We start from the raw sequence: 20785 nt of genomic DNA, 5'->3' as shown, positions 1-20785 counted from the left end.
GTGAAACCGGGCGCCGCGTTGCGGCGCGTCACGCGCTGGTGGCCGCTACTCAGTGGCCTGGTCGCCGTGGTGCTCGCGGTCGGTCTGGGGGCGATCATCGCCAGGAACGGCCAGCCGTTCGCCCTCGACACGCGGTGGCTGACACTGGTGTCCGGAAACCGGGCACCGGTGTGGGATTCCCTCGCCCTGGTGATGAACAGCCTGGGCGGCGGTCTCGTCGCCTCCGTCGTCGTGCCCGGTCTGCTCATCGGCCTGCTCCTGTTCCTGAAGCGCCCCTGGGCCGCGGGGTACGCCCTCTTGGTGATCGTCCTGTCCGGGGCCGCCGTGCGCCTGCTCAAGTGGCTGTTCGGCCGGGCACGCCCACAGGACCTCGAAGACCTCCTGGTCAGTGTTGACTTCGGGTCGTTCCCCTCCGGCCATGTCGCCAATGCGGCGGTGCTGGCGATGGTTCTGGCGGTGCTCTTCCCGTTCTGGTGGGTGTGGCTGGCGGGGGCCCTCTACACGGTCACCATGATGCTCAGCCGCACCTATCTGGGCGCGCACTGGCTGACCGACACGATTGGGGCGGCACTACTGGTGATCGGCATCGCGGTGGCGGTCTGGGCTCCCCTGGCCGCGAGACTCGCGGCGGAACGCCGACGGAGCCGCGCGGCGCATCCGTGGCGCACGTTCCACGACCGGTACGTCGTGGAGACGCGGGAGCTGGATGCCGGTTCCCGCCGCCGGTTTCGAGTCATCGCGATCGCCTGCGTTGGATCCGGTGCCGTCGTCTTCACGCTCATGCTGGTCAGTGTGCTCAGCGATAGCGGTGTGACCGCGATCGACCTTCCCGTGCTGGAGTGGCTGCTGGAGTCCCGTTCCCCCGTTCTGACGACCGTGATGATCGTGCTGGCGGTCGTGTTCGGGCCGATCGCTCTGCCCGTGATCGTGCTGGCGGTCTGCGTCGGCTGGGGCTTCGGCGCCCGGCACGCCTGGCGTCCGCTGCTCCTCGCCGGCGCCATGGCCACCGGCGTGGTTCTGGCCCAGCTGATCGGGCGCACGGTCGGCCGTGAGCGGCCGCCGATCGACCTGATGCTCCACGGCACGGACCTCACGTTCTCCTTCCCGTCCGGCCACGTGCTGGGCGCGTCCGATTTCCTGCTGGTGACCGCCTACCTCGTGCTCTCGCGCCGTCTCAGCGCGCGCGACACCGCCGTCGGCCTCATTCTGGCCGTGGTCGGCATCGTGCTGGCCGCCATCAGCCGCCTGTACCTCGGCTACCACTTCGCCACGGATGCCCTGGCCTCCGTTTCGATCTCCCTGGTGGTCGTGGGTAGCGTGATCGCGGTCGACACCTGGCACGCCGGACGGGTGGTCGAGCCCCAGGCACGCGTCAGCCCGTGACGCCGGCCAGGCTCGGTTCGCTCGGTTCGCCGCTCTCGATGCGCTCGGCCCCGGCGTAAACCACCATGGAGTCGCCGCGCAGGAAACCGACCAGCGTCATGCCTACCTCGTCCGCGAACTCGGCAGCCAGCGACGACGGCGCCGACACGGCGGCCAGCACCGGGATCCCGGCCATCAGTGCCTTCTGCGCCAGCTCGAAGCTCGCCCGGCTGGACACCATCAGCACCGTGCCGGCCAGCGGCAGCAGGTCTTCCTTCACCGCCCAGCCGATCACCTTGTCCACCGCGTTGTGCCGGCCGACGTCTTCGCGCAGCACCAGCATCCGCCCGGTGGCGCCGTCGAAGAGGGCGGCCGCGTGGATGCCGCCGGTCTTCTCGAACACGGCCTGGGCGTCGCGCAGGGTGTCGGGGAAGGTCGACAGGAGCGCCGCATCAACCCGCACCGGGTCGTCCACGACCGGGAACGCCGATTTGGTGCGCACGGCGTCGATGCTCGCCTTACCGCAGAGGCCGCAGGAACTCGTCGTCAGGAACGACCGTTCCAGGCTCGGGTCGGGCGGCGTGACGCCGGGGGCAAGCGACACGTCGAGCACGTTGTAGGTGTTCAGCCCCTCGACGGTCGCGCCCGCACAGTACCGGGCCGCGAAGAAGTGCTCGCCCCGGGTGATCACGCCCTCGGACACCAGGAACCCGGCGGCCAGGTCGTAATCGTTGCCGGGCGTGCGCATCGTGACGGCGAGAGAACGCCCGTTCACGCGGATTTCGAGGGGCTCTTCCACTGCCAGAACGTCTTCCCGGGTGGTGGGCGCCCTGCCCACCGTCATCCGCACGACCTTGCGTCGCGCCGTGATCCTGCTCATCTCGATTCACCCACCGATGTACGACATCTCGATTTTCTTCTTCCCGGATGCCCGCAGCTTGCCGGTCTCAATGCTGCGCAGTTCGGAGTACCGGTCCGTGCGCTCGCTCCAGATCCGGGCCATCACGGCGGACAGCTGCTCGTCGGTGCAGCCGCCGCGCATCAGGGCGCGCAGGTCGTGCCCCTCGGTCGCGAACAGGCAGGTGAACAGCTTGCCGTCGGTGGACACCCTGGCCCGCGAACAGGAGTGGCAGAACGACTGGGTGACGCTGGAGATGACGCCGATCTCCCCGTCGCCGTCGCGGTACCGCCACCGGCGGCTGGTCTCGCCATTGTAGTTGGGGGCCACCTCGTCGAGAGGCAGTTCGGCGTTGATGCGCGCCACGACCTCGCTCGAGGGCACGACGTCCGCCATCTCCCAGCCGTTGCTCGATCCCACGTCCATGTACTCGATGAACCGGAGGATGTACGGCGTGCCCTTGAAGTGACGCGCCATGGCCACCACGTCCTGATCGTTCTGCCCGCGCTTGAGCACCATGTTGATCTTGATCGGGCCGAGCCCCACCGAGTGGGCCACGTCGAGGCTGTTCAGCACCTTCGAGACCGGGAACTTCACGTCATTCATGGCCTGGAACGTGGCGTCGTCGAGCGAGTCCAGCGACACCGTGACGCGCTTCAGCCCCGCGTCTTTCAGAGCCTGCGCCTTCAGTGCCAGCACCGAACCGTTGGTGGTCATCGCGATGTCGATCGGACGGCCGTCCGGGGTGCGGAGTGCGGCCAGCATCGCCACGAGTTCTTCGATCCCCTTGCGCAGCAGCGGCTCACCGCCGGTGAGGCGGATCTTCTCCACCCCGTGCGCCACGCTGATCCGCGCCAGCCGGGCGATCTCCTCGAACGAGAGCAGCTCATCACGCTCCATGAACGCGAAGTCCTTGCCGAACACCTCTTTGGGCATGCAGTAGACGCAGCGGAAGTTGCAGCGGTCGGTGACCGAGATGCGCAGATCGTGCAGCGGGCGTTGGAACTGATCAATCATCTCTCCACACTAACCGCCGCCCCGCGCGGCAAAAGTCCCGGGGACGGTGACAAATGCCGAGGCCCCTGGGAGAACAGCACACCCGGCCGGGGCGAACCGCCGGCCGGGTGTGCTGTTACTGGTCGAATTCGGCTACTTGACGTACTTGTTCGGGTTCAACACGTACTTGACCGACTTGCCCGCGTCGAACTCCGCGTACCCGCGCGGGGCATCCTCGAGGCTGATCGCCTGGGCGTTGACGGCCTTGGCGATCTGCACCTTGTCGTGCAGGATCGCCATCATCAGCCCCCGGTTGTACTTCATCACCGGGCACTGACCGGTGGTGAAGGAGAGGGACTTGGCCCAGCCGAGTCCCAGCCGGATGGACAGCGAGCCGACCTTCGCCGCCTCGTCGACCCCGCCCGGGTCACCGGTGACGTAGAGCCCCGGGATACCCAGTCCTCCACCGGCGGCCGTGACCGTCATCAGCGAGTTCAGCACCGTGGCCGGGCGCTCCTGACCGGCGTCCTTGCCGTGGCCGCGGGCTTCGAAGCCGACCGCATCCACGCCGCAGTCGACGGTGGGCTCACCGAGGATCTGCTCGATCTGGTCCTGCGGTTCGCCGTTTCGCAGGTCGATGGTCTCGCAGCCGAAGCTGCGGGCCTGCGCCAGCCGCTCCTCGTTCAGGTCGGCCACGATGACGACGGCCGCCCCGAGCAACTGAGCGGATGCCGCCGCAGCCAAACCCACCGGGCCGGCTCCGGCGACGTAGACGGTCGATCCGACGCCGACGCCGGCACTGTACGCTCCGTGGAAGCCGGTCGGGAAGATGTCGGAGAGCATGGTCAGATCCATGATCTTCTCCAGCGCCTGGTCCCGGTCCGGGAACTTCAGGAGGTTCCAGTCCGCATACGGCACCAGCACGTACTCCGCCTGGCCGCCCACCCAGCCACCCATGTCGACGTAGCCGTAGGCACTGCCCGGGCGGTCGGGGTTGACGTTGAGACAGATCCCGGTCTTGCGCTCCTTACAGTTGCGGCACCGGCCGCAGGAGATGTTGAACGGCACCGAGACGATGTCGCCGACCTTGATGAATTCGACGTCGGGCCCGCATTCGACCACCTCGCCGGTGATCTCGTGGCCCAGCACCAGGTCCGACGGTGCGGTCGTGCGCCCCCGGACCATGTGCTGGTCCGAGCCGCAGATATTGGTCGTCACGGTTCTGAGGATGACCCCGTGCGGCACCTTGCGGCCCACGTTCGCCGGGTTCACACCCGGCCCGTCCTTCAGCTCGAACGTCGGGTAGTCGATGTCGATGACCTCGACGACGCCCGGGCTCTTGTAGGCAACTGCCCTGTTCCCTGTCATGAAAGTACCTTCCTAGTTCCTGATTGCGTTCCTCAAAGCGCGGCCGATCCGGCCGCGCGAGACTGCATGGATTTCTCTAGTTGGTTCCTTGGTGCGTTCCTACTGGACTACATTCCGGCTGGGAATTCAAGGGGCACTCCGGGATGGGTACCCGCCGGACCCCACCAGCGCCTAGCGTGGTAACCATGGCCATTCCCCCTCTCGTCGAGCCCATCGACCGCCTCAGCGGCGCCGAATCCATTCGCACCGCACGCCAGCGCCGCCTGCCCCAGCTCAACGAGCTCGGCCAACGCCGCCTCGCCAATGCCCGGGTGCTCGTGCTCGGCGCCGGCGGCCTGGGCTCGCCGGCCCTGGTCTACCTGGCCGCGGCCGGCGTCGGAACGATCGGCATCGTCGACAGCGACGACGTGGAGCCGAGCAACCTGCAGCGACAGATCGTGCACGGCCAGGCGGATGTCGGCCGGCCCAAGGTGGTCAGCGCCGCCGAGACGATCGCCGGGATCGCGCCCGAAGCCGTTGTCGTGCAGCACGCGGAACGCCTCGATGCGGGCAACGCCGCCGCGATCCTCGGCGGGTACGACGTCATCATCGACGGCACGGACAACTTCCCCACCCGGTTCCTGGTCAACGACACCTGCGCGACCCTCGGCCTGCCGCTGGTGTGGGCATCCGTTCTGCGCTTCGACGCGCAGCTGTCGGTGTTCTGGGCCGACCCGCCCGCCGGAAGCGGAGTGACGGGGGTGCACCTGCGCGACCTGTTCCCGACCCCGCCCGCCGAGGGCGAGGTGCCCAACTGCGCCGAGGCCGGCGTGCTCGGTGCGCTCTGCGGTCAGGTGGGCTCGCTGATGGCCACCGAGGCGATCAAGCTGATCGCCGGGATCGGCACCCCGCTGATCGGGCGCATCCTCGTGATCGACGCCCTCTCGGGCCGGTTCACCGAGGTTCCCCTGATCGGCACCGGCGTGGCCGCCACCGACCCGAACCCGGCCGCGACGCTCGCCGCGGCGCAGACACACGCGCAGGCACAGGCGTGGCCGTCGCTCACCCCGGTGCAGCTTGTCACGCGCCTCACCGCCCGCGCCGCGGGCACCGACCCGTTCGTGGTCGTCGACGTGCGCGAGCCCGACGAGCATGCCGAGAGTGCGATCCCGGATGCCGTGCTGTTGCCTCTGGGCGAGCTCCTCACCGAGGCCGGAACGGCGACCCTGCCGCGTGATCTGCCGCTGGTCCTGCACTGCCACGTGGGCCCGCGGGCCGAACGCGCCGCGGCGGCCCTCACCGCCGCCGGGTTCACCGACCTCACCCTGCTCGACGGCGGCATGATCGCCTGGGACGCCGCCGTAGCCGACGGCACCGCTCCCGGAGTGGGCCGTAAATGGCACGGTGACGCCGTCACCAGCGAATCGACGACCACAGCGAGGACGTGACCATGACGGGGACGACGCACCAGCAGGAGCACCGGCACGAATCCGAGCCCGGGACGGCCGCTGACGCCTGCGCCCCACCCGTCTCGGCCCGCAGCGTCGCCGACCAGCTCGCCTTCGTGCTGGCCGCGGTCGCCCCGCTGCCGCCCGTGCTGGTGTCGCTCGACGCGGCCCTCGGCCTCGTTCTCGCCGACGACGTGCGGAGCGCCACGGACACTCCCCCCTTCGACAACTCGGCCATGGACGGCTACGCCGTGATGCGCGCCGACCTGCTCGAGGCTGCTCCGGATCATCCGGTCACGCTGACGGTGGTCGCCGACCTGGCGGCCGGAACCAGCCAGAATCCGCACCTGGAGACCGGTCAGGTCGCCCGGATCATGACGGGCGCGCCGCTGCCCGACGGGGCGGACGCCGTGGTGCCGATCGAGGACACCGATCAGGGCACCGTCACGGTCACCATCCTCCGGGCACCGGCTCCGGCAGCGCACATCCGTCGTTCCGGCGAAGACGCCCACGCCGGCGACACCGTGCTCGCCCGCGGCTGCGTGCTCTGGCCGACCCGGGTGGCCGCCGCTGCCAGCGCCGGCACGTCGAGGCTGCTGGCGCATCCGGCCCCCCGCGTGGCCGTCATCTCCACCGGCAGCGAGCTCGTCACCCCCGGTGAGCCCACCCGGCGCGGCCAGATCCCCGACTCCAACTCGTATCTCCTCGCCGCGGCCGTCGCCGCCGCCGGCGGGGTGCCGATCCGGCTCGGCGCCGTTCCCGACGATGAGAGCACGCTCCGCAGCCTGCTGGCCGGCCTGGCCGGCACCGTCGACGCCATCGTGCTCTCCGGCGGGGTGAGCGTCGGAGCCTACGACGTGGTCAAGGCCGTGCTCGCCCCGCTCGGCACCGTACGGTTCGGCCCCGTGAAGATGCAACCGGGCAAGCCCCAGGGCTTCGGCCGGTGGCCGGCCGCCCCGGCCACCGCCGACGGTGCTCCGGCAGTCGACGGGCCACTCATCTTCGCCCTTCCCGGCAACCCGGTCAGTGCCTTCGTCTCGTTCGAGGTCTTCGTGCGGCCGGCCCTGCGCCGGCTCGGCGGCCACACCGACCTGTTCCGCACCACCATCTCCGCGACCACCGCGGAGAGCTGGAACTCCCCGCTCGGACGCGCCCAGTACATGCCGGTGACCCTCGAGGGCGAGGGCACCCGGAGCGTGGTGCGCCGCGCCGCGGCGGGCGGCTCGGGATCGCATCTCGTCGCGGGCCTCGGCCAGGCGGTCGGGTTGGCCATCGTGCCGGAGAACGTGACCCGGATTGCCGAGGGCGACCGGGTCACTGTCATGCTGTTGTCATGACCGCTCCCGACCCGACCGCACACCCCTTCACGCACCTCGATTCCGCCGGCCAGGCTCGCATGGTCGACGTGACCGAGAAGCAGCCCACCGTGCGCAGCGCCACGGCGGCCGGCTTCGTGGCCTGCGGCCCGAAGGTCATCGCCGCGCTCCGCGACGGCAGCACCCCCAAGGGCGATGTGCTGGCCGTGGCCCGGATCGCCGGCATCCAGGGTGCCAAGAAGTGCGCCGACCTGCTCCCCCTCGCGCATGTGATCGGGGTGCACGGCGCCGCCGTCGACCTCGTCATCGAGGACACCGGCGTGCGCGTCACGGCCACCGTGCGCACCGCCGACCGCACGGGCGTCGAGATGGAGGCACTGACTGCGGTGTCGGTGGCCGCCCTCGCCGTCGTCGACATGGTGAAGGGTCTCGACAAGTCCGTCATGATCGAGAACGTGCGCCTGATCACCAAGACGGGCGGCAAGTCCGGCGACTGGCACCGCCCGAACGCGTAGCCGTGGTCGTGGCCACCGAACTGATCGACCCGATCGAGCCGATCGACCCGATCGACCTGATCGACCTGATCGTGCTGGCCGGCGGCCGCGCCCGGAGGCTCGACGGCGCGGTCAAACCCGCGGTCGAGGTGGCCGGCCGCACCCTGCTGTCCCGCGTGCTGGACGCCCGGAGCCTCGCCCGGCACGTCGTCGTGGTCGGGCCGGAGGAGGCCCGGGCGGCCGTCCCGGCCGGCCACCGGGCCGAGCCGACCTGGACCCTCGAGGACCCGCCGTTCGGCGGCCCGGTCGCCGGGATCGTAGCGGGGCTCGCCGCGCTCGAGCGCGTCTCTGCCTCCGACGCCCCGGCCGGCTGGGTGCTGGTACTGGCCTGCGACCTTCCCTGGGCAGCGGATGCCGCCCGTCTGCTGGTGCCGGCGGCGACCGACCCGGCGCTGCCGGCATCCGTTGACGGCCTGCACCTGATCGATACGGGGGGCCGCGCGCAGTGGCTCGCGGGGATCTATCGGCAGGCACCCCTCGGCGCGGCCGCCCGACGACTCGGGGCCGACGCTCACGGCGCCAGCATGCGCGCGCTGCTCGCCCCGCTCGAGCTGCGCGGCGTCACCGACGAAGGCGGCACCGGCGCCGACGTGGACACATGGCAGGATGTGGAGAGGAGTTCCGCACTGCTGACCAGCACCCCACCGCGGAGCATCCCCCCGAGGAGTGATACCGAATGAGCACCTCAACCCCGCTTCCCCCCGAGGCTCTCGACGAGTGGCTTGCCGCCCTCGCCGCCGCACTCGGCCTCGATCCGGCCGACGTGCCCGTGGGCACCCTGCTCGACGTGGCTCGCGACGTGGCCCACAACGTGGCCCGGCCCGCCGCCCCGCTGAGCACGTTTCTGGTCGGGCTGGCCGCGGCCCGCAACGGCGGCACGGCCGCCGACATCGAGGCTGCCAGCGCACTGGCCACCCAGCTCGCGCTCAGCTGGCCGCCCGACCAGCCGGTGGAGGTCCGCTGATGGCGACCATCCGTTTCTTCGCCGCGGCCGCCGAGGCCGCCGCCGCCGACGCGGCCGCGATCGACGCGACCAGCGTCGGCGACCTGCGCGCCCAGCTCACCGGCCTCTACGGCGCCGAGTTCGAGCGCATCCTCGGCCGGTGCTCCCTGCTCGTGAACGGCACGCGGGCGACGGATGACACGGTAACCCTCTCCGGCGGCGACACCGTCGACGTGCTGCCGCCCTTCGCCGGCGGCTGATCCTTACCGGCTGAGCCCGGCGGTTCGGGTTCGAATCCAGCCGATTCATTTGTCACGGCGTTCGCGCGTTGTCGCAATCCGGCCGCACCGCGAGGGTGGAAGCTACGCGGGCCGTGTGCCCGGCAGCCCACCCAGGCCAAGGAAACACAATGTCAGTCGACACGACACCGCAGTTCGCCTCGAAGCTCAAGCCGGATCTGTCCAACTGGGATCCGGAGAACGACGAGACCTGGGATCCGAAGCTCGCCTGGCGCACCCTGTGGATCACCACCTTCAGCCTGACGCTCAGCTTCGCCGCCTGGTACCTCGTCAGTGCGATCGCGCCGCGCCTGAACGACATCGGCTATTCCCTCGAGCCCAGCCAGCTGTACTGGCTCGTCGCCCTCCCCGGCCTCGCGGGTGGGCTGCTGCGCCTGGTCTTCATGTTCCTGCCGCCGATCATGGGCACCCGATCGCTCGTCGCCATGTCGTCGGCCCTCCTCGTGATCCCCATGCTCGGCTGGACCCTCGCCGCCCGGGACACGTCCACGCCCTACTGGGTGCTCCTCGCCCTGGCTTTCGCGGCCGGCATCGGCGGCGGCACATTCTCCGGTTTCATGGCCTCGACCAGCTACTTCTTTCCCAAGCGCCTCGCCGGAACGGCCCTGGGCCTGCAGGCTGGCCTCGGCAACTTCGGCATCGGCCTGATGCAGCTGATCCTGCCCTGGGTGGTCGGATTCGGTCTGCTCGGCACCGCCGCCCTCACCCCGCAGAGCAGCGCCGAGGGTGACCTCGTCTGGCTGCACAACGGCGGTCTGGTGCTCATCCCCTGGGCCCTGCTGGCCGTGGTCCTGGCCGTCGTCTACCTGCGCCGGGTTCCCATCACGGCGAATTTCCGCCAGCAGATGGACATCTTCCGGGTCAAGCACACCTGGATCATGACGGCCATCTACCTGATGAGCTTCGGCGCCTACAGCGGCCTGGCCGCGCAGATGGGCCTGATCATCCTCAACGTCTACGGCGACTTCCCGGATGCCCCGAACCCGCTGGCCTTCGCCTTCATCGGCCCCGTCCTCGGCGCCCTGGTGCGAGCGGCGAGCGGCCCGTTCTGCGACAAGTGGGGCGGTGCGATCTTCACCTTCATCGGCGGGCTCGGCATGGTGGCAGGCACGACCCTCACCGCGTTCTTCCTCACCCCGACCAGCGTGGATGAGTTCTGGGGCTTCCTCACCGGGATGCTGATCATCTTCTTCTTCGCCGGGCTGGCCAACGCCGGCACGTTCAAGCAGATGCCGATGATCTTCCCGAAGCGCCAGGCCGGCGGCGCCATCGCCTGGACATCCGCGATCGCCGCCTTCGGACCGTTCGTGGTGGGAATCTCGCTCACCGTCATCAGCCCGACCGCGTTCTTCGCCGGCTGCGCCGTGTTCTGCGTCTTCTGCACCTGGCTCGCCTGGTTCTACTACGCCCGCAAGGATGCACCCTTCCCCAGCTAGTTGTACGATCCCGGCATGGACAAGCTGCACTTCACGACCCGGATCGACGCTCCGGTGCACACGGTCTGGACCACCATGCTGGACCAGTCGACCTACCGGGAATGGACCCGGCTGTTCCACGACGGTTCCCACTTCGTCGGCAGCTGGAACCCGGGGCAGGTGATTCGTTTCCTCGCCCCGGGCGACGACGGCACCCTCAGCGGGCTGGTGGCGAGGGTCGTCGACCTCCGGCCGGACGAGTTCATCTCTCTGGAATACCTGGGCGAAGTCTCCGGGGGCATCAACGACACCACGAGCGCACACGCGCAGCGATTCGCGGGCGCCCACGAGGATTACTCCTTCAGGGAGTCCGACGGGGTGACGACCCTGGTGGTGGAGGTCGACACCGACGAAGAGTTCACGGCCATGTTCGCCGCGCAATGGCCTCGTGCCCTCGCCCGGCTCACCGAACTCGCCGAGGAACGCGCCTCGACCGCCGACTAGAGCTTTCTCCGTCAGCCTCGTCGACGTACTCTGGGTCGAAAAGCCGGAGGTCGTCATGCGTGCACTCGTGGTCTACGAATCCCAATGGGGCAACACGGAGAAGGTCGCCCAGGCGATCGCCGCGGAACTCGGCACCACGATGGAGGTGGAGATCGTCGATTCCGACGCCGCACCGGCATCCGTCGACGGCTTCGATCTCGTGCTGGTGGGCGGTCCGACACATGCCTTCTCGATGACGCGGCCGGGTACCCGGGAGGATGCCGTGCGCCAGCACGACGCACCCCGGATACCGACCCACGGCATCCGGGAATGGCTGAACGAGCTCGCCCCGGCACCGGGCGTCAAGGCCGCGACCTTCGACACCCGCACGAACGCGCCGCGCCTGCCGGGCTCGGCGGCGCGGGCGGCGAAGCAGGAGCTGAAGAGCCTCGGCTTCGAGATCGTGACCAGGCAGAGGAGCTTCCACGTGCACGGCTACGGCGGCCCGCTGGTGGACGGCGAACTCGAACGGGCGGCCGAGTGGGCCCGCGAGGTCGCCACCGGTCTGGGCACCGGCAGCTCCGTGACCGACTGAGCTCAGCGCGGCCCGGTGCTCGTCTTAGTCCTCGTCTCCGCCGTCCGTGGGCGCCGGCACTCCCCCGACCTCGGACCAGACGGAGGCAGCCCCGCTGTGTCCGATCCGGACGGCCTGCACGGTCGTGCCGGTGGCGGCGACCAGCGCGGCCACGGCCAGCACGATGGCAACCCATTTCGGGGCGCGGGCAACGGATGAGCGGCCGACGATCTCCCGGTAATTCCACCAGAGCAGCACGGCGGCGACAACGACCAGTCCGGCCACCCAGGGCAGCAGCCCCTCGGCCATCTCGGTGTGGGTCTCGACGAGGGCGGTCTCGGCGACCCGCTCTTCGAGCGCCTCTCCGGATTCGGTGGCCAGCGGCACGAGCACGACGGCGGCCAGGGCGAGGAGCAGCGGCAGGAATTTGGCCCACTTTCGGAACCGGGGCCAGAGGGCGGCGACGACGACGACGAGGGCTGCGGTGGGAACGACGACCTCGGTCGCGTGCACCACGAGCGGGTGCACGGGCAGGCCTGCAATGGTGTCGAGTAACGCTTCGAACATGGGACTCCCTGCGAGGGTATACCGGGCAGACACGGAGGTGAGCCTGCATATTTGCAATGCTAGGCACCGTTACCGCACCCCGCCACGAAGTGCAGCCTTCCCTCATCGGCTCGTTTAAACGCCCTCGACCGCCTGCAGGCGGCCGGAACGCACCGCCTCGGCGAACCGGGCATAGTCCCGGTCGTTCTGGTCGGCGTAGCGCTCGGAGAAGTCGGTGACCGACGTGTCGAACTTGTCGCTCTTGCCGAGGTACGCCGCGATCGCGATCGGGTCGCCCGAGCGGGCGTGCGCCCGGGCGAGCGTCCAGCCGCAGGCGTGGGCGTAGAGCGACAGCCCGGCCGGTTTCATCGACTCGACCTCGGCAGACCCCTTCATGTCGCGCAGTTGCCGCCAGTACATGAAGCGGTTCTCCTGCACGCCCTTCGTCCAGCCCAGGTAGATGTCGCTGGCGGCCTGCATCAGCCGTTGGCCCTGTACGACCCGCTCCCCCGGTTGCTTGTAACGACTCTTCGGCAGGTGGTCTTCCAGAACGGATGCCGTGGCCTCCTTGATCTGCAGGAAGAGCGGGTCCTGTTGATCTCGCCCCTGGAGCAGGGCGATGAAGGAGCGGGTGCCGACACTGCCGACACCCACCACCTTGCGGGCCACGTCGACCAGCTGGAACTGCTCGAGCAGATGACGGCGGTCGTCCGGAAGGGTGGCCCGGTAGGCGCGCAACTGGTCGAGGATAGCGCGCCGGGTCTCCTCGGCTGACATCCCGAACGCGTCGAGGAGTTCTCGGGCGGGGATCACGATCGGCGGCTGACTCACGATCCGGTACTGCCCGTCGTCGAACTCGGCGAGTTTGGAGAGAGCCTGCAGGCTGTCCCTGGTGCGGGCCTTCGCCGAGTTGCGCTTCATCGTCTTCTCGATGGTCCGGTTCAGTTTCCGCTGCTTGCCGGTCCCGGTGCCCACAGACTGCTGGAGGGCCTTCGTCAGGTCCTCCTGGGACAACCTTGCGTACCAGATGTCCATGGTGCGCATCTGGGCGAACGAGGCCATGGTCTCCCGATACGCGCGGACCGCCGCGAGGGTCACATCCCGTGCGTCCGACGCGCTGAACCCGTTGTTCCGGGACGCGATCGTGAAACTGGCGGTCATCCGCAGCACGTCGTACTCGAACGGACCGGGGAGCGTCTCATCGAAGTCGTTGAGGTCGAAGAGGAGCAGCCGCTCGGGTGACGCGAATATGCCGAAATTCGACAGGTGGGCGTCACCGCAGAGCTGGGTGATCAGGCCCGCCCGCGGGGTGTCCTTCAGGTCGGTCGCCATCACCTTGGCCGATCCCCGATAGAAGGTGAAGGGTGAGACCAGCATCCGGCCGTGGCGCACCGGCACCAGGTCCTGCTCCCGGGTGATGTTCTGGGCCTCCAGCACGGTGACCGGGTCGGGGCGGTCGGCGGCGGGGACCCAGCCTCGGTGGCTGGTGAGGGGCGTGTGTTCGCGCGCGCCCTTGCCGCGCGCCTTCCGCTCCGCGACGCTGAGGTGCTGGACCTTGGGTGCGGTCATGATCGGCGACCTTTCTGCTGCGGGGCAAGCGAGGAGTGAGGACGCCTCCACGATTGCCCGGCCGCGCGCCGGAGTCAACGTCTCCGGGCCGGGCTTCTACCGGCGGCTGCCCTCCTTGTCACGGGTGCCGCGCGGCAACTCGCTCTTCTCCCAGCCCCGGCGTGCCTTCACGGCGCCGGTGCCGCGGTGGCCGTCGCGCGAGCGGTAGACGATGTAGGGCCGCACGAAGTAGCCGAGCGGCGCCGAGAAGACGTGCACCAGGCGGGTGAACGGCCACAGCAGGAACAGGCTGGTCGCACAGAGCACGTGCAGCTGGAAGAAGAACGGCACGTCGCTCATCAGCGCCGGGTCCGGCTGGAAGCCGTAGAGGCTGCGGATCCACGGTGAGATCGACCCGCGGTAGTCGTAACCGGCCCCAAGCACCTGGTAGAGCACGGTCGCGGTCGTGCCGAACGCGATCGTGCCGGTGAGGAACAGGTACATGACCTTGTCCATCACGGTTGTGACCAGTTTGACCCGGGCGACCAGGCGGCGACGGACCAGCAGGATGACCAGGCCGGCGATGGTCAGCACCGCGGCGATGCTACCCAGCCAGGTGGCCCCGAGGTGGTAGATGTGCTCGGTGACGCCGAAGAATTCGAGCCACGGCTTGGGGATGAAGAGTCCGACGATGTGCCCGCCGAAGACCATCAGGATGCCGTAGTGGAACAGGGGCGAGCCCCAGCGGAGCCACTTGTTCTCGTAGGTCTGGCTCGACCGGGACGTCCAGCCGAACTGGTCGAACCGGTAGCGCAGCAGGTGGCCGACGATGAAGACCCCGGCGGCGGCGTAGGGGAACGCCACCCAGAGCAGAATGTCGAGCGGATTCATACTCGTACGTCCTCTGTGTTCGCGCCGGAGGGCGAGAACGGTTTGAGATTGCCGAGGAAGGTCATGCCGACCGTCTCGGTCGGCGGACCTTCGTTCACCAGGTTGAGGTAGCGCTGACGCGTTTCCTCGTCGATCTTCGGCAGCGACAGGGAGACCGCCTCGACGACATGGGAGTAGGGACTCGGCACGGCCTCGAGTGCCGTGCGGAGCACCTCGATCCCGTCCCGGTGTGCGGCGAGCAGCTCCTGGGCGATGGGTGAGTCACTCAACGCGGAGAATTCGAGCACCATCGGCAGGTAGTCGGGCAGTTCATCGGCCGCGACCTCCCAGCCGGCAGCGCGGTAGGCCTCGACGAAGCGCACCAGCGCCATGCCGCGACGGCGGGTGTCGCCCGCCGCGTAGTAGCTCAGGTACGGGCAGCACTTGCGCTTGAGGTCGAACGTGGCCGTGAAGTGGATCTCCAGCTCCTGCTGCGTCATCGCATCCGCTGCGCTGAGGAACGCCTCGAAGGCGTGGCGGAGCGGATCCGGCAGCAGAGCCACCGACGCGGCGACGGCCGCGAAGCGCGACCGTCGTTCCTCGTTGGGGTAGTCGAGCAGAATGGACGCCGCCATATGCGCCAGGCGGCCGTCCTCCGCGGACAGGGGCAGTGCGGTGATCTTCCGGGTCGGGAGCTTCAGTCTCATGCGGGACTCCCGGTGGCGCCATCGATGGTCCGGGGCGGGAACATGCCGTCGGGCACGCCTCCGCCGGTCCAGTTGAGCAGGTTGACCCGGCCCGGGGTGGTGGGTTTGGTGCGTTCGCCGCCCTTGCCGACCATCTGGTTGTAGTTGTCGACGGTCGCGTTCAGCGGCATCCCGGGGGTCTTCCCGTAGGGGCCGGCCGCCGTGGCGGCGGTGGGGCCGCCCATACCGGGGCCGCCGTCGGTGTCGAGCGAGCAGGCGAGTTCTTCCAGTTCACGCGCCGTCTCGACGTGCGCCTTGGGGATGACGTACCGGTCCTCGTACTTGGCGATGGCCAGCAGCCGGTACATGGCCTCGATCTCGGTGCCGGTCATGCCGACCGCTTCCGGGATGGACTCGTCACGGTCGCGGCCCAGGTTGATGTCGCGCATGTAGGACCGCATGGCGGCGAGCTTCCGCAGCGAGTCCTCGACGGGCACGACGTCCCCGGCCGAGAACAGTCCGGCGAGGTACTCCACCGGGATGCGGAGCTTGTCGATCGCGGCGAACAGGGTGCGGGCATCCTCACCGTCGTTGTTGGTGGTCGAGATGACGTCGACCACCGGGGACAGCGGGGGGATGTACCAGACCATGGGCATGGTGCGGTACTCCGGGTGCAGCGGCAGAGCCACCTTGTACTCGGAGATGAGCTTGTAGATCGGGCTGTTCTGGGCGGCGAGGATCCAGTCGTCCTCCATGCCTTCGGCCTTCGCCGCGGCGATGACCTCCGGGTCGAACGGGTCGAGGAAGCAGGCGCGCTGGGCGTCCAGCAGGTCGTGCTCGTTCTCGACCGAGGCCTGCGCGAGAACCGCATCGGCGTCGTAGAGCATCAGGCCGAGGTAGCGGAGCCGGCCGACGCAGGTCTCCGAGCAGATGGTGGGCTTGCCCTGCTCGATCAGCGGGTAGCAGAGCGTGCACTTCTCCGCTTTGCCCGTCTTGTGGTTGAAGTAGACCTTCTTGTAGGGGCAGGCGGAGACGCACATGCGCCAGCCGCGGCATCCGTCTTCGTCGACGAGGACGATGCCGTCCTCCTCGCGCTTGTACATGGCGCCCGAGGGGCAGGCCGCGACGCAGGCAGGGTTCAGGCAGTGCTCGCAGATGCGCGGCAGGTAGAACATGAAGGTGTTCTCGAACTCCATCTTCACGTGCTCGCTCATGGTGGCGAGGATGGGGTCGTCGGCCGCGGTCTCCTGGGAGCCGCCGAGGTCGTCGTCCCAGTTGCCGGACCATTTGATGTCCATGTTCTGGCCGGTGAGCAGCGACTTGGGCCGGGCGACGGGGCTCTCCGTGCTCAGCGGAGCCTTGGTCAGCATGTCGTAGTCGTAGGTCCACGGCTCGTAGTAGTCGTCGATCACCGGGAGGTCCGGGTTGTTGAAGATGGTGGCGAGGCGCTTGATCCGGCCGCCGGAGCGCAGTTTCAGGCGTCCGCGCTTGTTGCGCTGCCAACCGCCCTTCCACTTCTCCTGGTCTTCGTAACGGCGCGGGTAGCCGACGCCGGGCTTGGTCTCCACGTTGTTGAACCAGACGTATTCGACGCCGGTGCGGTTGGTCCACACCTGCTTGCAGGTCACCGAACAGGTGTGGCAGCCGATGCACTTGTCGAGATTCATGATCATCGACATCTGAGCCATTACGCGCATTTAGTACTCAACCTCCTGGCTGCGTCGACGGATCACGGTGACCTCGTCGCGTTGGTTCCCGGTCGGGCCGAGGTAATTGAAAGCGAAGGACAACTGCGCGTAGCCACCGATCAGGTGGCTCGGCTTCAGCAGGATGCGGGTGAGCGAATTGTTCGTTCCACCGCGCATGCCGCTCGTCTCCGCGATGGGCACGTTGATGGTGCGGTCCTTCGCGTGGTACATGTACACGGTGCCCTCGGGCATCCGGTGCGACACGACCGCCCGGGCCACGACGACGCCGTTGCGGTTGTAGGACTCGATCCACTCGTTGTCGCGCACGCCGATCTTGTCGGCGTCGAGTGGGGACATCCAGATGGTGGGTCCGCCGCGGGACAGCGACAGCATCATCAGGTTGTCCTGGTACTCGGAGTGGATCGACCACTTGGAGTGCGGGGTGAGGTAGCGCACGGCCACCTCGGCGCGGCCCTTCGACCCGGTCGCCCCGGTGGCGGAGGTCGACCCGACGATGGAATCCTCGAACAAACGGTGCATGTCCAGCGGCGGCCGGAAGATCGGCAGGGTCTCCCCCAGCTCGATCATCCAGTCATGGTCGAGGTAGAAGTGCTGCCGCCCGGTGAGCGTGTGCCACGGCTTCAGATGCTCCACGTTGATCGTGAACGCGCTGTAGCGGCGGCCTCCGTGCTCGCTGCCGGACCACTCCGGGGAGGTGAGCACCGGCACCGGGGCTCCCTGCACATCCGGGTAGGAGAAGCGGCGGCCCTCGTTGTCGCTGGCCAGGTGCGCCAGCTTCATGCCGGTGCGCTCCTCCATCTGGCGGAAGCCCTGCGTGCCGAGTCGGCCGTTGGTCGTTCCGGAGAGCGCCAGCACCATCTCGCAGGCCTGGATGGCGGTCTTCAGCTGCGGCCGGCCCGCGGCGGGGCCGCTCTCGACCAGCCCGTTCTTCTTCGCCAGGTAGGCCACCTCGACGTCGGGGTTGAACTTGACGCCCTTGGTGACCATGCCGAGCTTCTCGGTCAGCGGCCCGAGGGCCCCGAGCCGCGCGGCGAAGGCCGGATAGTCGCGTTCGACCACGACGAGCTTGGGCATGGTCACGCCGGGCACCAGCACCTGGTCGTACTCGACGATGCCGTGCGGGGCGCTCATCGCATCCGGGGTGTCGTGCAGCAGCGGCACGGCGACGAGGTCGCTCCGCACCCCGAGGTGCTCCACGCTCATCTCGGAGATCTTCTCGGCGAGGATGTGGAAGATGTCGAAGTCGGTCTTCGCCTGCCACGGCGGGGCGATCGCCGGGTTGAACGAGTGGATGAATGGATGCATGTCGGTCGTCGACAGGTCGTTCTTCTCGTACCAGGTGGCCGGCGGCAGCACCACGTCGCTGAAGATGGTGGTGCTCGTCATGCGGAAATCGCTGGTGACCATGAGGTCGAGCTTGCCCTCGGGCGCGGTCTCGTGCCACTTCATGGTCTTCGGTCGCTTCTCCGGCGGCGATTCGGGGGCACGCACGGCGTTCTTGGTGCCGAGCAGGTGCTTGAGGAAGTACTCGTTGCCCTTGCCGGACGAGCCGATCACGTTGGCCCGCCAGACCACGAGCACCCGCGGGAAGTTCTCCGGCGCGTCCGGGTCTTCGATGGCGTATTCCAGGGTGCCGTCGCCGAGGGACTCGACCACGTACTGGGCCGGGTCGACGCCCGCGGCCACCGCGTCGTCGACGAGGTCGAGCGAGTTGCGGTTGAAGGTGGGGTAGCCGGGCATCCAGCCGCGCTTGGTCGACTCGACCAGGCAGTCGGCGGTGGTGCGGTCCTTGAAGGTACCCACGCCGAGCGGGCTGGACAGGGTGTCGGCGGAGAGGCCGTCGTAACGCCACTGGTCGGTGGCGAGGTAGAAGAAACCCGTGCCGATCATCTGGCGGGGCGGGCGCACCCAGTCCAGGCCGAATGCGTACTGGCCGTACCCGGTCAGCGGGCGCACCTTCTCCTGACCGACGTAGTGGGCCCAGCCGCCGCCGTTGACGCCCTGGCAACCGGTCATGGTGGTCAGGGCGAGGAAGGCCCGGTAGATGGTGTCGGAGTGGAACCAGTGGTTGGTTCCGGCGCCCATCAGGATCATCGAGCGCCCACCGGAGTCTTCCGCGTTCTGCGCGAACTCGCGGCCGATCCGCTCGGCGGCCTGCATCGGCACCGAGGTGATGCCCTCCTGCCAGGCCGGGGTTCCGGGCGAGGTGGCGTCGTCGTAGCCGGTGGGCCAGACGCCGGGCAGGCCCGGCCGGCCCACGCCGTACTGCGCGAGCAGCAGGTCGAACACGGTGGTGACCAGCCGGCCGGCCACCATCCGCACGGGCACGCCGCGACGGATGACGCCCGCGCCGCCGGCGTGCTGCTCGCCGATCTCGTCGCTCTCCGGTGCCACGTCGAACCGGGGCATGTCGATGGCGACGGAGGCCTGGTCGTAGTCGGGGGCGTCCGCGATGGACAGGAGCGGGTCGACTCCCTCGAGGTCGAGGTTCCACTTGCCGGCGTCGGTCTCGGAGAAGCGGTGCCCGATCGAACCGTTGGGCACGACCACCTGGCCGTTCTGGTCGAGAAGCACCGGCTTGAACGCGGCGCTGGCGACCGTCGGGTCGAGGCCGGGCAGGGCATCCGCGGTCACGAACTTGCCGGGCACGTACGCGTCGCCGCGCTTGGTGAGGCTGATCAGGTAGGCAGAGTCGCTGTAGCGCTTCATGTAGTCGACGAAGCGGGGCGTGCGGCGGTCGACGAGGAATTCCTTGAGCACGACGTGGCCCATGGCCAGCGCGAGAGCGCCGTCGGTGCCGGGGTGCACGGCCAGCCACTCGTCGGCGAACTTGGAGTTGTCGGCGTAGTCGGGTGAGACGGTGATGACCTTCTGGCCCTTGTACCGAGCCTCGACCATGAAGTGCGCATCGGGCGTGCGGGTGACGGGCACGTTGGAGCCCCACATGATCAGGTAGGACGAGTTCCACCAGTCGGCCGATTCGGGCACGTCGGTCTGGTCGCCGAACACCTGCGGGGAGGCGACGGGCAGGTCGGCGTACCAGTCGTAGAACGAGAGCATGGTGCCGCCGAGCATGGAGATGAACCGGTTGCCCACCCCCTGCGAGACGATCGACATGGCGGGGATCGGCGAGAAGCCGGCGATGCGGTCGGGGCCGTACTTCTTGATGGTGTGCACGTGGGCGGCCGCGACGATCTCGGCGGCCTCGTCCCAGCTGGCACGCACCAGACCGCCCTTGCCGCGGGCGCTCTTGTAGGCGCGTGCGCTCTCGGGGTCACCGGTGACCTCGGCCCAGGCGAGCACCGGGTCGCCCGTGCGGGCCTTCGCGGCACGGTACAGGTCGAGCAGCACCCCGCGGACGTAGGGGTATTTCACGCGCGTCGGCGAGTAGGTGTACCAGCTGAAGGCGGCGCCGCGGGGGCAGCCGCGGGGCTCGTATTCGGGTGAGTCGGGGCCGACGGAGGGGTAGTCGGTCTGCTGGGTCTCCCAGGTGATGATGCCGTCCTTGACGTACACCTTCCAGGAGCAGGAGCCGGTGCAGTTCACTCCGTGGGTGGACCGCACCTCTTTGTCGTGGGTCCAGCGGTCACGGTAGAACGAGTCGGCGTCGCGGCCGCCCTCAAGGAACACGGAGCGCAGGTCGGGCGACGCCTTGCCGCGGCGCAGGAAGCGCCCGAGTTTCAGGATCGTGTCGTCGATCGGGCCGTCGATGCCGGGCTTGGCCGGCACGGTCTTAGACGGCTTCGAGAAGGCCGAATTCTTGAGTGTCTTCACAACGTGCCCCTTGCACT

Annotated in this window: 19 protein-coding genes; 10 read left to right on the top strand and 9 right to left on the bottom strand. The window is 68.8% G+C overall.

Annotation, left to right across the window (positions count from 1 at the left end; all coding sequences use genetic code 11):
* Nucleotides 1-1383: a phosphatase PAP2 family protein gene (locus AC0J5J_RS01215; protein ID WP_474899082.1), complete on the top strand. Its 1383-nt coding sequence runs from the start codon at nt 1-3 to the stop codon at nt 1381-1383.
* On the opposite strand, the gene fdhD is transcribed toward AC0J5J_RS01215, so the two are convergent.
* From fdhD to fdhA, 3 genes are all read right to left on the bottom strand, one after another.
* Entirely contained in the window at nt 1373-2242 is an 870-nt protein-coding gene (fdhD, locus tag AC0J5J_RS01210; RefSeq protein ID WP_174722367.1) for a formate dehydrogenase accessory sulfurtransferase FdhD, read from the bottom strand. The genes AC0J5J_RS01215 and fdhD overlap by 11 nt on opposite strands.
* A 6-nt stretch (nt 2243-2248) precedes the next feature.
* Nucleotides 2249-3277 (bottom strand): GTP 3',8-cyclase MoaA, encoded by a 1029-nt coding sequence (gene moaA / locus AC0J5J_RS01205; protein ID WP_474899080.1) that lies wholly within the window; start codon nt 3275-3277, stop codon nt 2249-2251.
* A 132-nt stretch (nt 3278-3409) separates the two neighbouring features.
* A complete protein-coding gene (gene fdhA / locus AC0J5J_RS01200) occupies nt 3410-4624 on the bottom strand; it encodes a formaldehyde dehydrogenase, glutathione-independent (protein ID WP_134422911.1) in 1215 nt (404 codons plus the stop codon).
* A 185-nt stretch (nt 4625-4809) separates the two neighbouring features.
* Between fdhA and AC0J5J_RS01195 the strand changes: the two genes are divergently transcribed.
* The 9 genes from AC0J5J_RS01195 (at nt 4810) to AC0J5J_RS01155 (ending at nt 11656) form a co-directional block, all read left to right on the top strand.
* Nucleotides 4810-6051: a ThiF family adenylyltransferase gene (locus tag AC0J5J_RS01195; RefSeq protein ID WP_474899078.1), complete on the top strand. Its 1242-nt coding sequence runs from the start codon at nt 4810-4812 to the stop codon at nt 6049-6051.
* A gap of 2 nt (nt 6052-6053) precedes the next feature.
* Nucleotides 6054-7388, top strand: coding sequence for a molybdopterin molybdotransferase MoeA (locus AC0J5J_RS01190; RefSeq protein ID WP_474899076.1), 1335 nt, complete (start codon nt 6054-6056; stop codon nt 7386-7388).
* Nucleotides 7385-7882, top strand: a complete 498-nt coding sequence (gene moaC, locus AC0J5J_RS01185) for a cyclic pyranopterin monophosphate synthase MoaC (protein ID WP_134422905.1) — start codon at nt 7385-7387, stop codon at nt 7880-7882. The genes AC0J5J_RS01190 and moaC overlap by 4 nt, the downstream gene beginning before the upstream one ends.
* An 8-nt stretch (nt 7883-7890) precedes the next feature.
* Nucleotides 7891-8601, top strand: a complete 711-nt coding sequence (mobA, locus tag AC0J5J_RS01180) for a molybdenum cofactor guanylyltransferase (protein ID WP_474899074.1) — start codon at nt 7891-7893, stop codon at nt 8599-8601.
* Nucleotides 8598-8885, top strand: a complete 288-nt coding sequence (locus AC0J5J_RS01175) for a DUF6457 domain-containing protein (RefSeq protein WP_134422903.1) — start codon at nt 8598-8600, stop codon at nt 8883-8885. Before mobA ends, AC0J5J_RS01175 begins: the two co-directional genes overlap by 4 nt.
* Nucleotides 8885-9124, top strand: coding sequence for a MoaD/ThiS family protein (locus tag AC0J5J_RS01170; RefSeq protein WP_134422901.1), 240 nt, complete (start codon nt 8885-8887; stop codon nt 9122-9124). Before AC0J5J_RS01175 ends, AC0J5J_RS01170 begins: the two co-directional genes overlap by 1 nt.
* A 149-nt stretch (nt 9125-9273) precedes the next feature.
* Nucleotides 9274-10599, top strand: coding sequence for an MFS transporter (locus AC0J5J_RS01165; protein ID WP_134422899.1), 1326 nt, complete (start codon nt 9274-9276; stop codon nt 10597-10599).
* A 15-nt stretch (nt 10600-10614) separates the two neighbouring features.
* Nucleotides 10615-11082 (top strand): SRPBCC domain-containing protein, encoded by a 468-nt coding sequence (locus AC0J5J_RS01160; RefSeq protein WP_474899072.1) that lies wholly within the window; start codon nt 10615-10617, stop codon nt 11080-11082.
* A gap of 55 nt (nt 11083-11137) precedes the next feature.
* Entirely contained in the window at nt 11138-11656 is a 519-nt protein-coding gene (locus tag AC0J5J_RS01155) for a flavodoxin family protein (protein WP_474899070.1), read from the top strand.
* A gap of 24 nt (nt 11657-11680) precedes the next feature.
* Here AC0J5J_RS01155 and AC0J5J_RS01150 read toward each other — a convergent pair whose 3' ends face one another.
* The 6 genes from AC0J5J_RS01150 to AC0J5J_RS01125 form a co-directional block, all read right to left on the bottom strand.
* Entirely contained in the window at nt 11681-12202 is a 522-nt protein-coding gene (locus AC0J5J_RS01150) for a DUF2231 domain-containing protein (RefSeq protein ID WP_134422893.1), read from the bottom strand.
* Nucleotides 12203-12316: 114 nt separating this feature from the next.
* The gene (locus AC0J5J_RS01145; protein WP_474899069.1) at nt 12317-13750 is read right to left on the bottom strand and encodes a DUF2252 domain-containing protein; all 1434 of its coding nucleotides are present in this window, start codon (nt 13748-13750) and stop codon (nt 12317-12319) included.
* A 96-nt stretch (nt 13751-13846) separates the two neighbouring features.
* Nucleotides 13847-14620, bottom strand: a complete 774-nt coding sequence (gene narI / locus AC0J5J_RS01140; protein ID WP_134422889.1) for a respiratory nitrate reductase subunit gamma — start codon at nt 14618-14620, stop codon at nt 13847-13849.
* Nucleotides 14617-15306: a nitrate reductase molybdenum cofactor assembly chaperone gene (gene narJ, locus AC0J5J_RS01135; protein ID WP_474899067.1), complete on the bottom strand. Its 690-nt coding sequence runs from the start codon at nt 15304-15306 to the stop codon at nt 14617-14619. Before narJ ends, narI begins: the two co-directional genes overlap by 4 nt.
* Entirely contained in the window at nt 15303-16982 is a 1680-nt protein-coding gene (gene narH / locus AC0J5J_RS01130) for a nitrate reductase subunit beta (protein ID WP_134422885.1), read from the bottom strand. The genes narJ and narH overlap by 4 nt, the downstream gene beginning before the upstream one ends.
* Entirely contained in the window at nt 16983-20723 is a 3741-nt protein-coding gene (locus tag AC0J5J_RS01125) for a nitrate reductase subunit alpha (protein ID WP_474900178.1), read from the bottom strand.
* Between the last annotated feature and the right edge of the window lie 62 nt (nt 20724-20785).

The organism is Cryobacterium sp. TS_SC_7 (genome assembly GCF_056156285.1).
This window is presented reverse-complemented; position numbering and strand designations above follow the sequence as displayed.

What these genes read in the sequence shown, in the direction of transcription:
- AC0J5J_RS01160 (WP_474899072.1), top strand. Translation starts at nt 10,615, where the DNA reads ATGGACAAGCTGCACTTCACGACCCGGATCGACGCTCCGGTGCACACG.
- AC0J5J_RS01170 (WP_134422901.1), top strand. Translation starts at nt 8,885, where the DNA reads ATGGCGACCATCCGTTTCTTCGCCGCGGCCGCCGAGGCCGCCGCCGCC.
- narH (WP_134422885.1), bottom strand. Translation starts at nt 16,982, where the DNA reads ATGCGCGTAATGGCTCAGATGTCGATGATCATGAATCTCGACAAGTGC.
- fdhD (WP_174722367.1), bottom strand. Translation starts at nt 2,242, where the DNA reads ATGAGCAGGATCACGGCGCGACGCAAGGTCGTGCGGATGACGGTGGGC.
- narI (WP_134422889.1), bottom strand. Translation starts at nt 14,620, where the DNA reads ATGAATCCGCTCGACATTCTGCTCTGGGTGGCGTTCCCCTACGCCGCC.
- AC0J5J_RS01145 (WP_474899069.1), bottom strand. Translation starts at nt 13,750, where the DNA reads ATGACCGCACCCAAGGTCCAGCACCTCAGCGTCGCGGAGCGGAAGGCG.
- fdhA (WP_134422911.1), bottom strand. Translation starts at nt 4,624, where the DNA reads ATGACAGGGAACAGGGCAGTTGCCTACAAGAGCCCGGGCGTCGTCGAG.
- moaA (WP_474899080.1), bottom strand. Translation starts at nt 3,277, where the DNA reads ATGATTGATCAGTTCCAACGCCCGCTGCACGATCTGCGCATCTCGGTC.
- narJ (WP_474899067.1), bottom strand. Translation starts at nt 15,306, where the DNA reads ATGAGACTGAAGCTCCCGACCCGGAAGATCACCGCACTGCCCCTGTCC.
- moaC (WP_134422905.1), top strand. Translation starts at nt 7,385, where the DNA reads ATGACCGCTCCCGACCCGACCGCACACCCCTTCACGCACCTCGATTCC.
- AC0J5J_RS01190 (WP_474899076.1), top strand. Translation starts at nt 6,054, where the DNA reads ATGACGGGGACGACGCACCAGCAGGAGCACCGGCACGAATCCGAGCCC.
- AC0J5J_RS01150 (WP_134422893.1), bottom strand. Translation starts at nt 12,202, where the DNA reads ATGTTCGAAGCGTTACTCGACACCATTGCAGGCCTGCCCGTGCACCCG.
- AC0J5J_RS01195 (WP_474899078.1), top strand. Translation starts at nt 4,810, where the DNA reads ATGGCCATTCCCCCTCTCGTCGAGCCCATCGACCGCCTCAGCGGCGCC.
- AC0J5J_RS01155 (WP_474899070.1), top strand. Translation starts at nt 11,138, where the DNA reads ATGCGTGCACTCGTGGTCTACGAATCCCAATGGGGCAACACGGAGAAG.
- AC0J5J_RS01175 (WP_134422903.1), top strand. Translation starts at nt 8,598, where the DNA reads ATGAGCACCTCAACCCCGCTTCCCCCCGAGGCTCTCGACGAGTGGCTT.
- AC0J5J_RS01165 (WP_134422899.1), top strand. Translation starts at nt 9,274, where the DNA reads ATGTCAGTCGACACGACACCGCAGTTCGCCTCGAAGCTCAAGCCGGAT.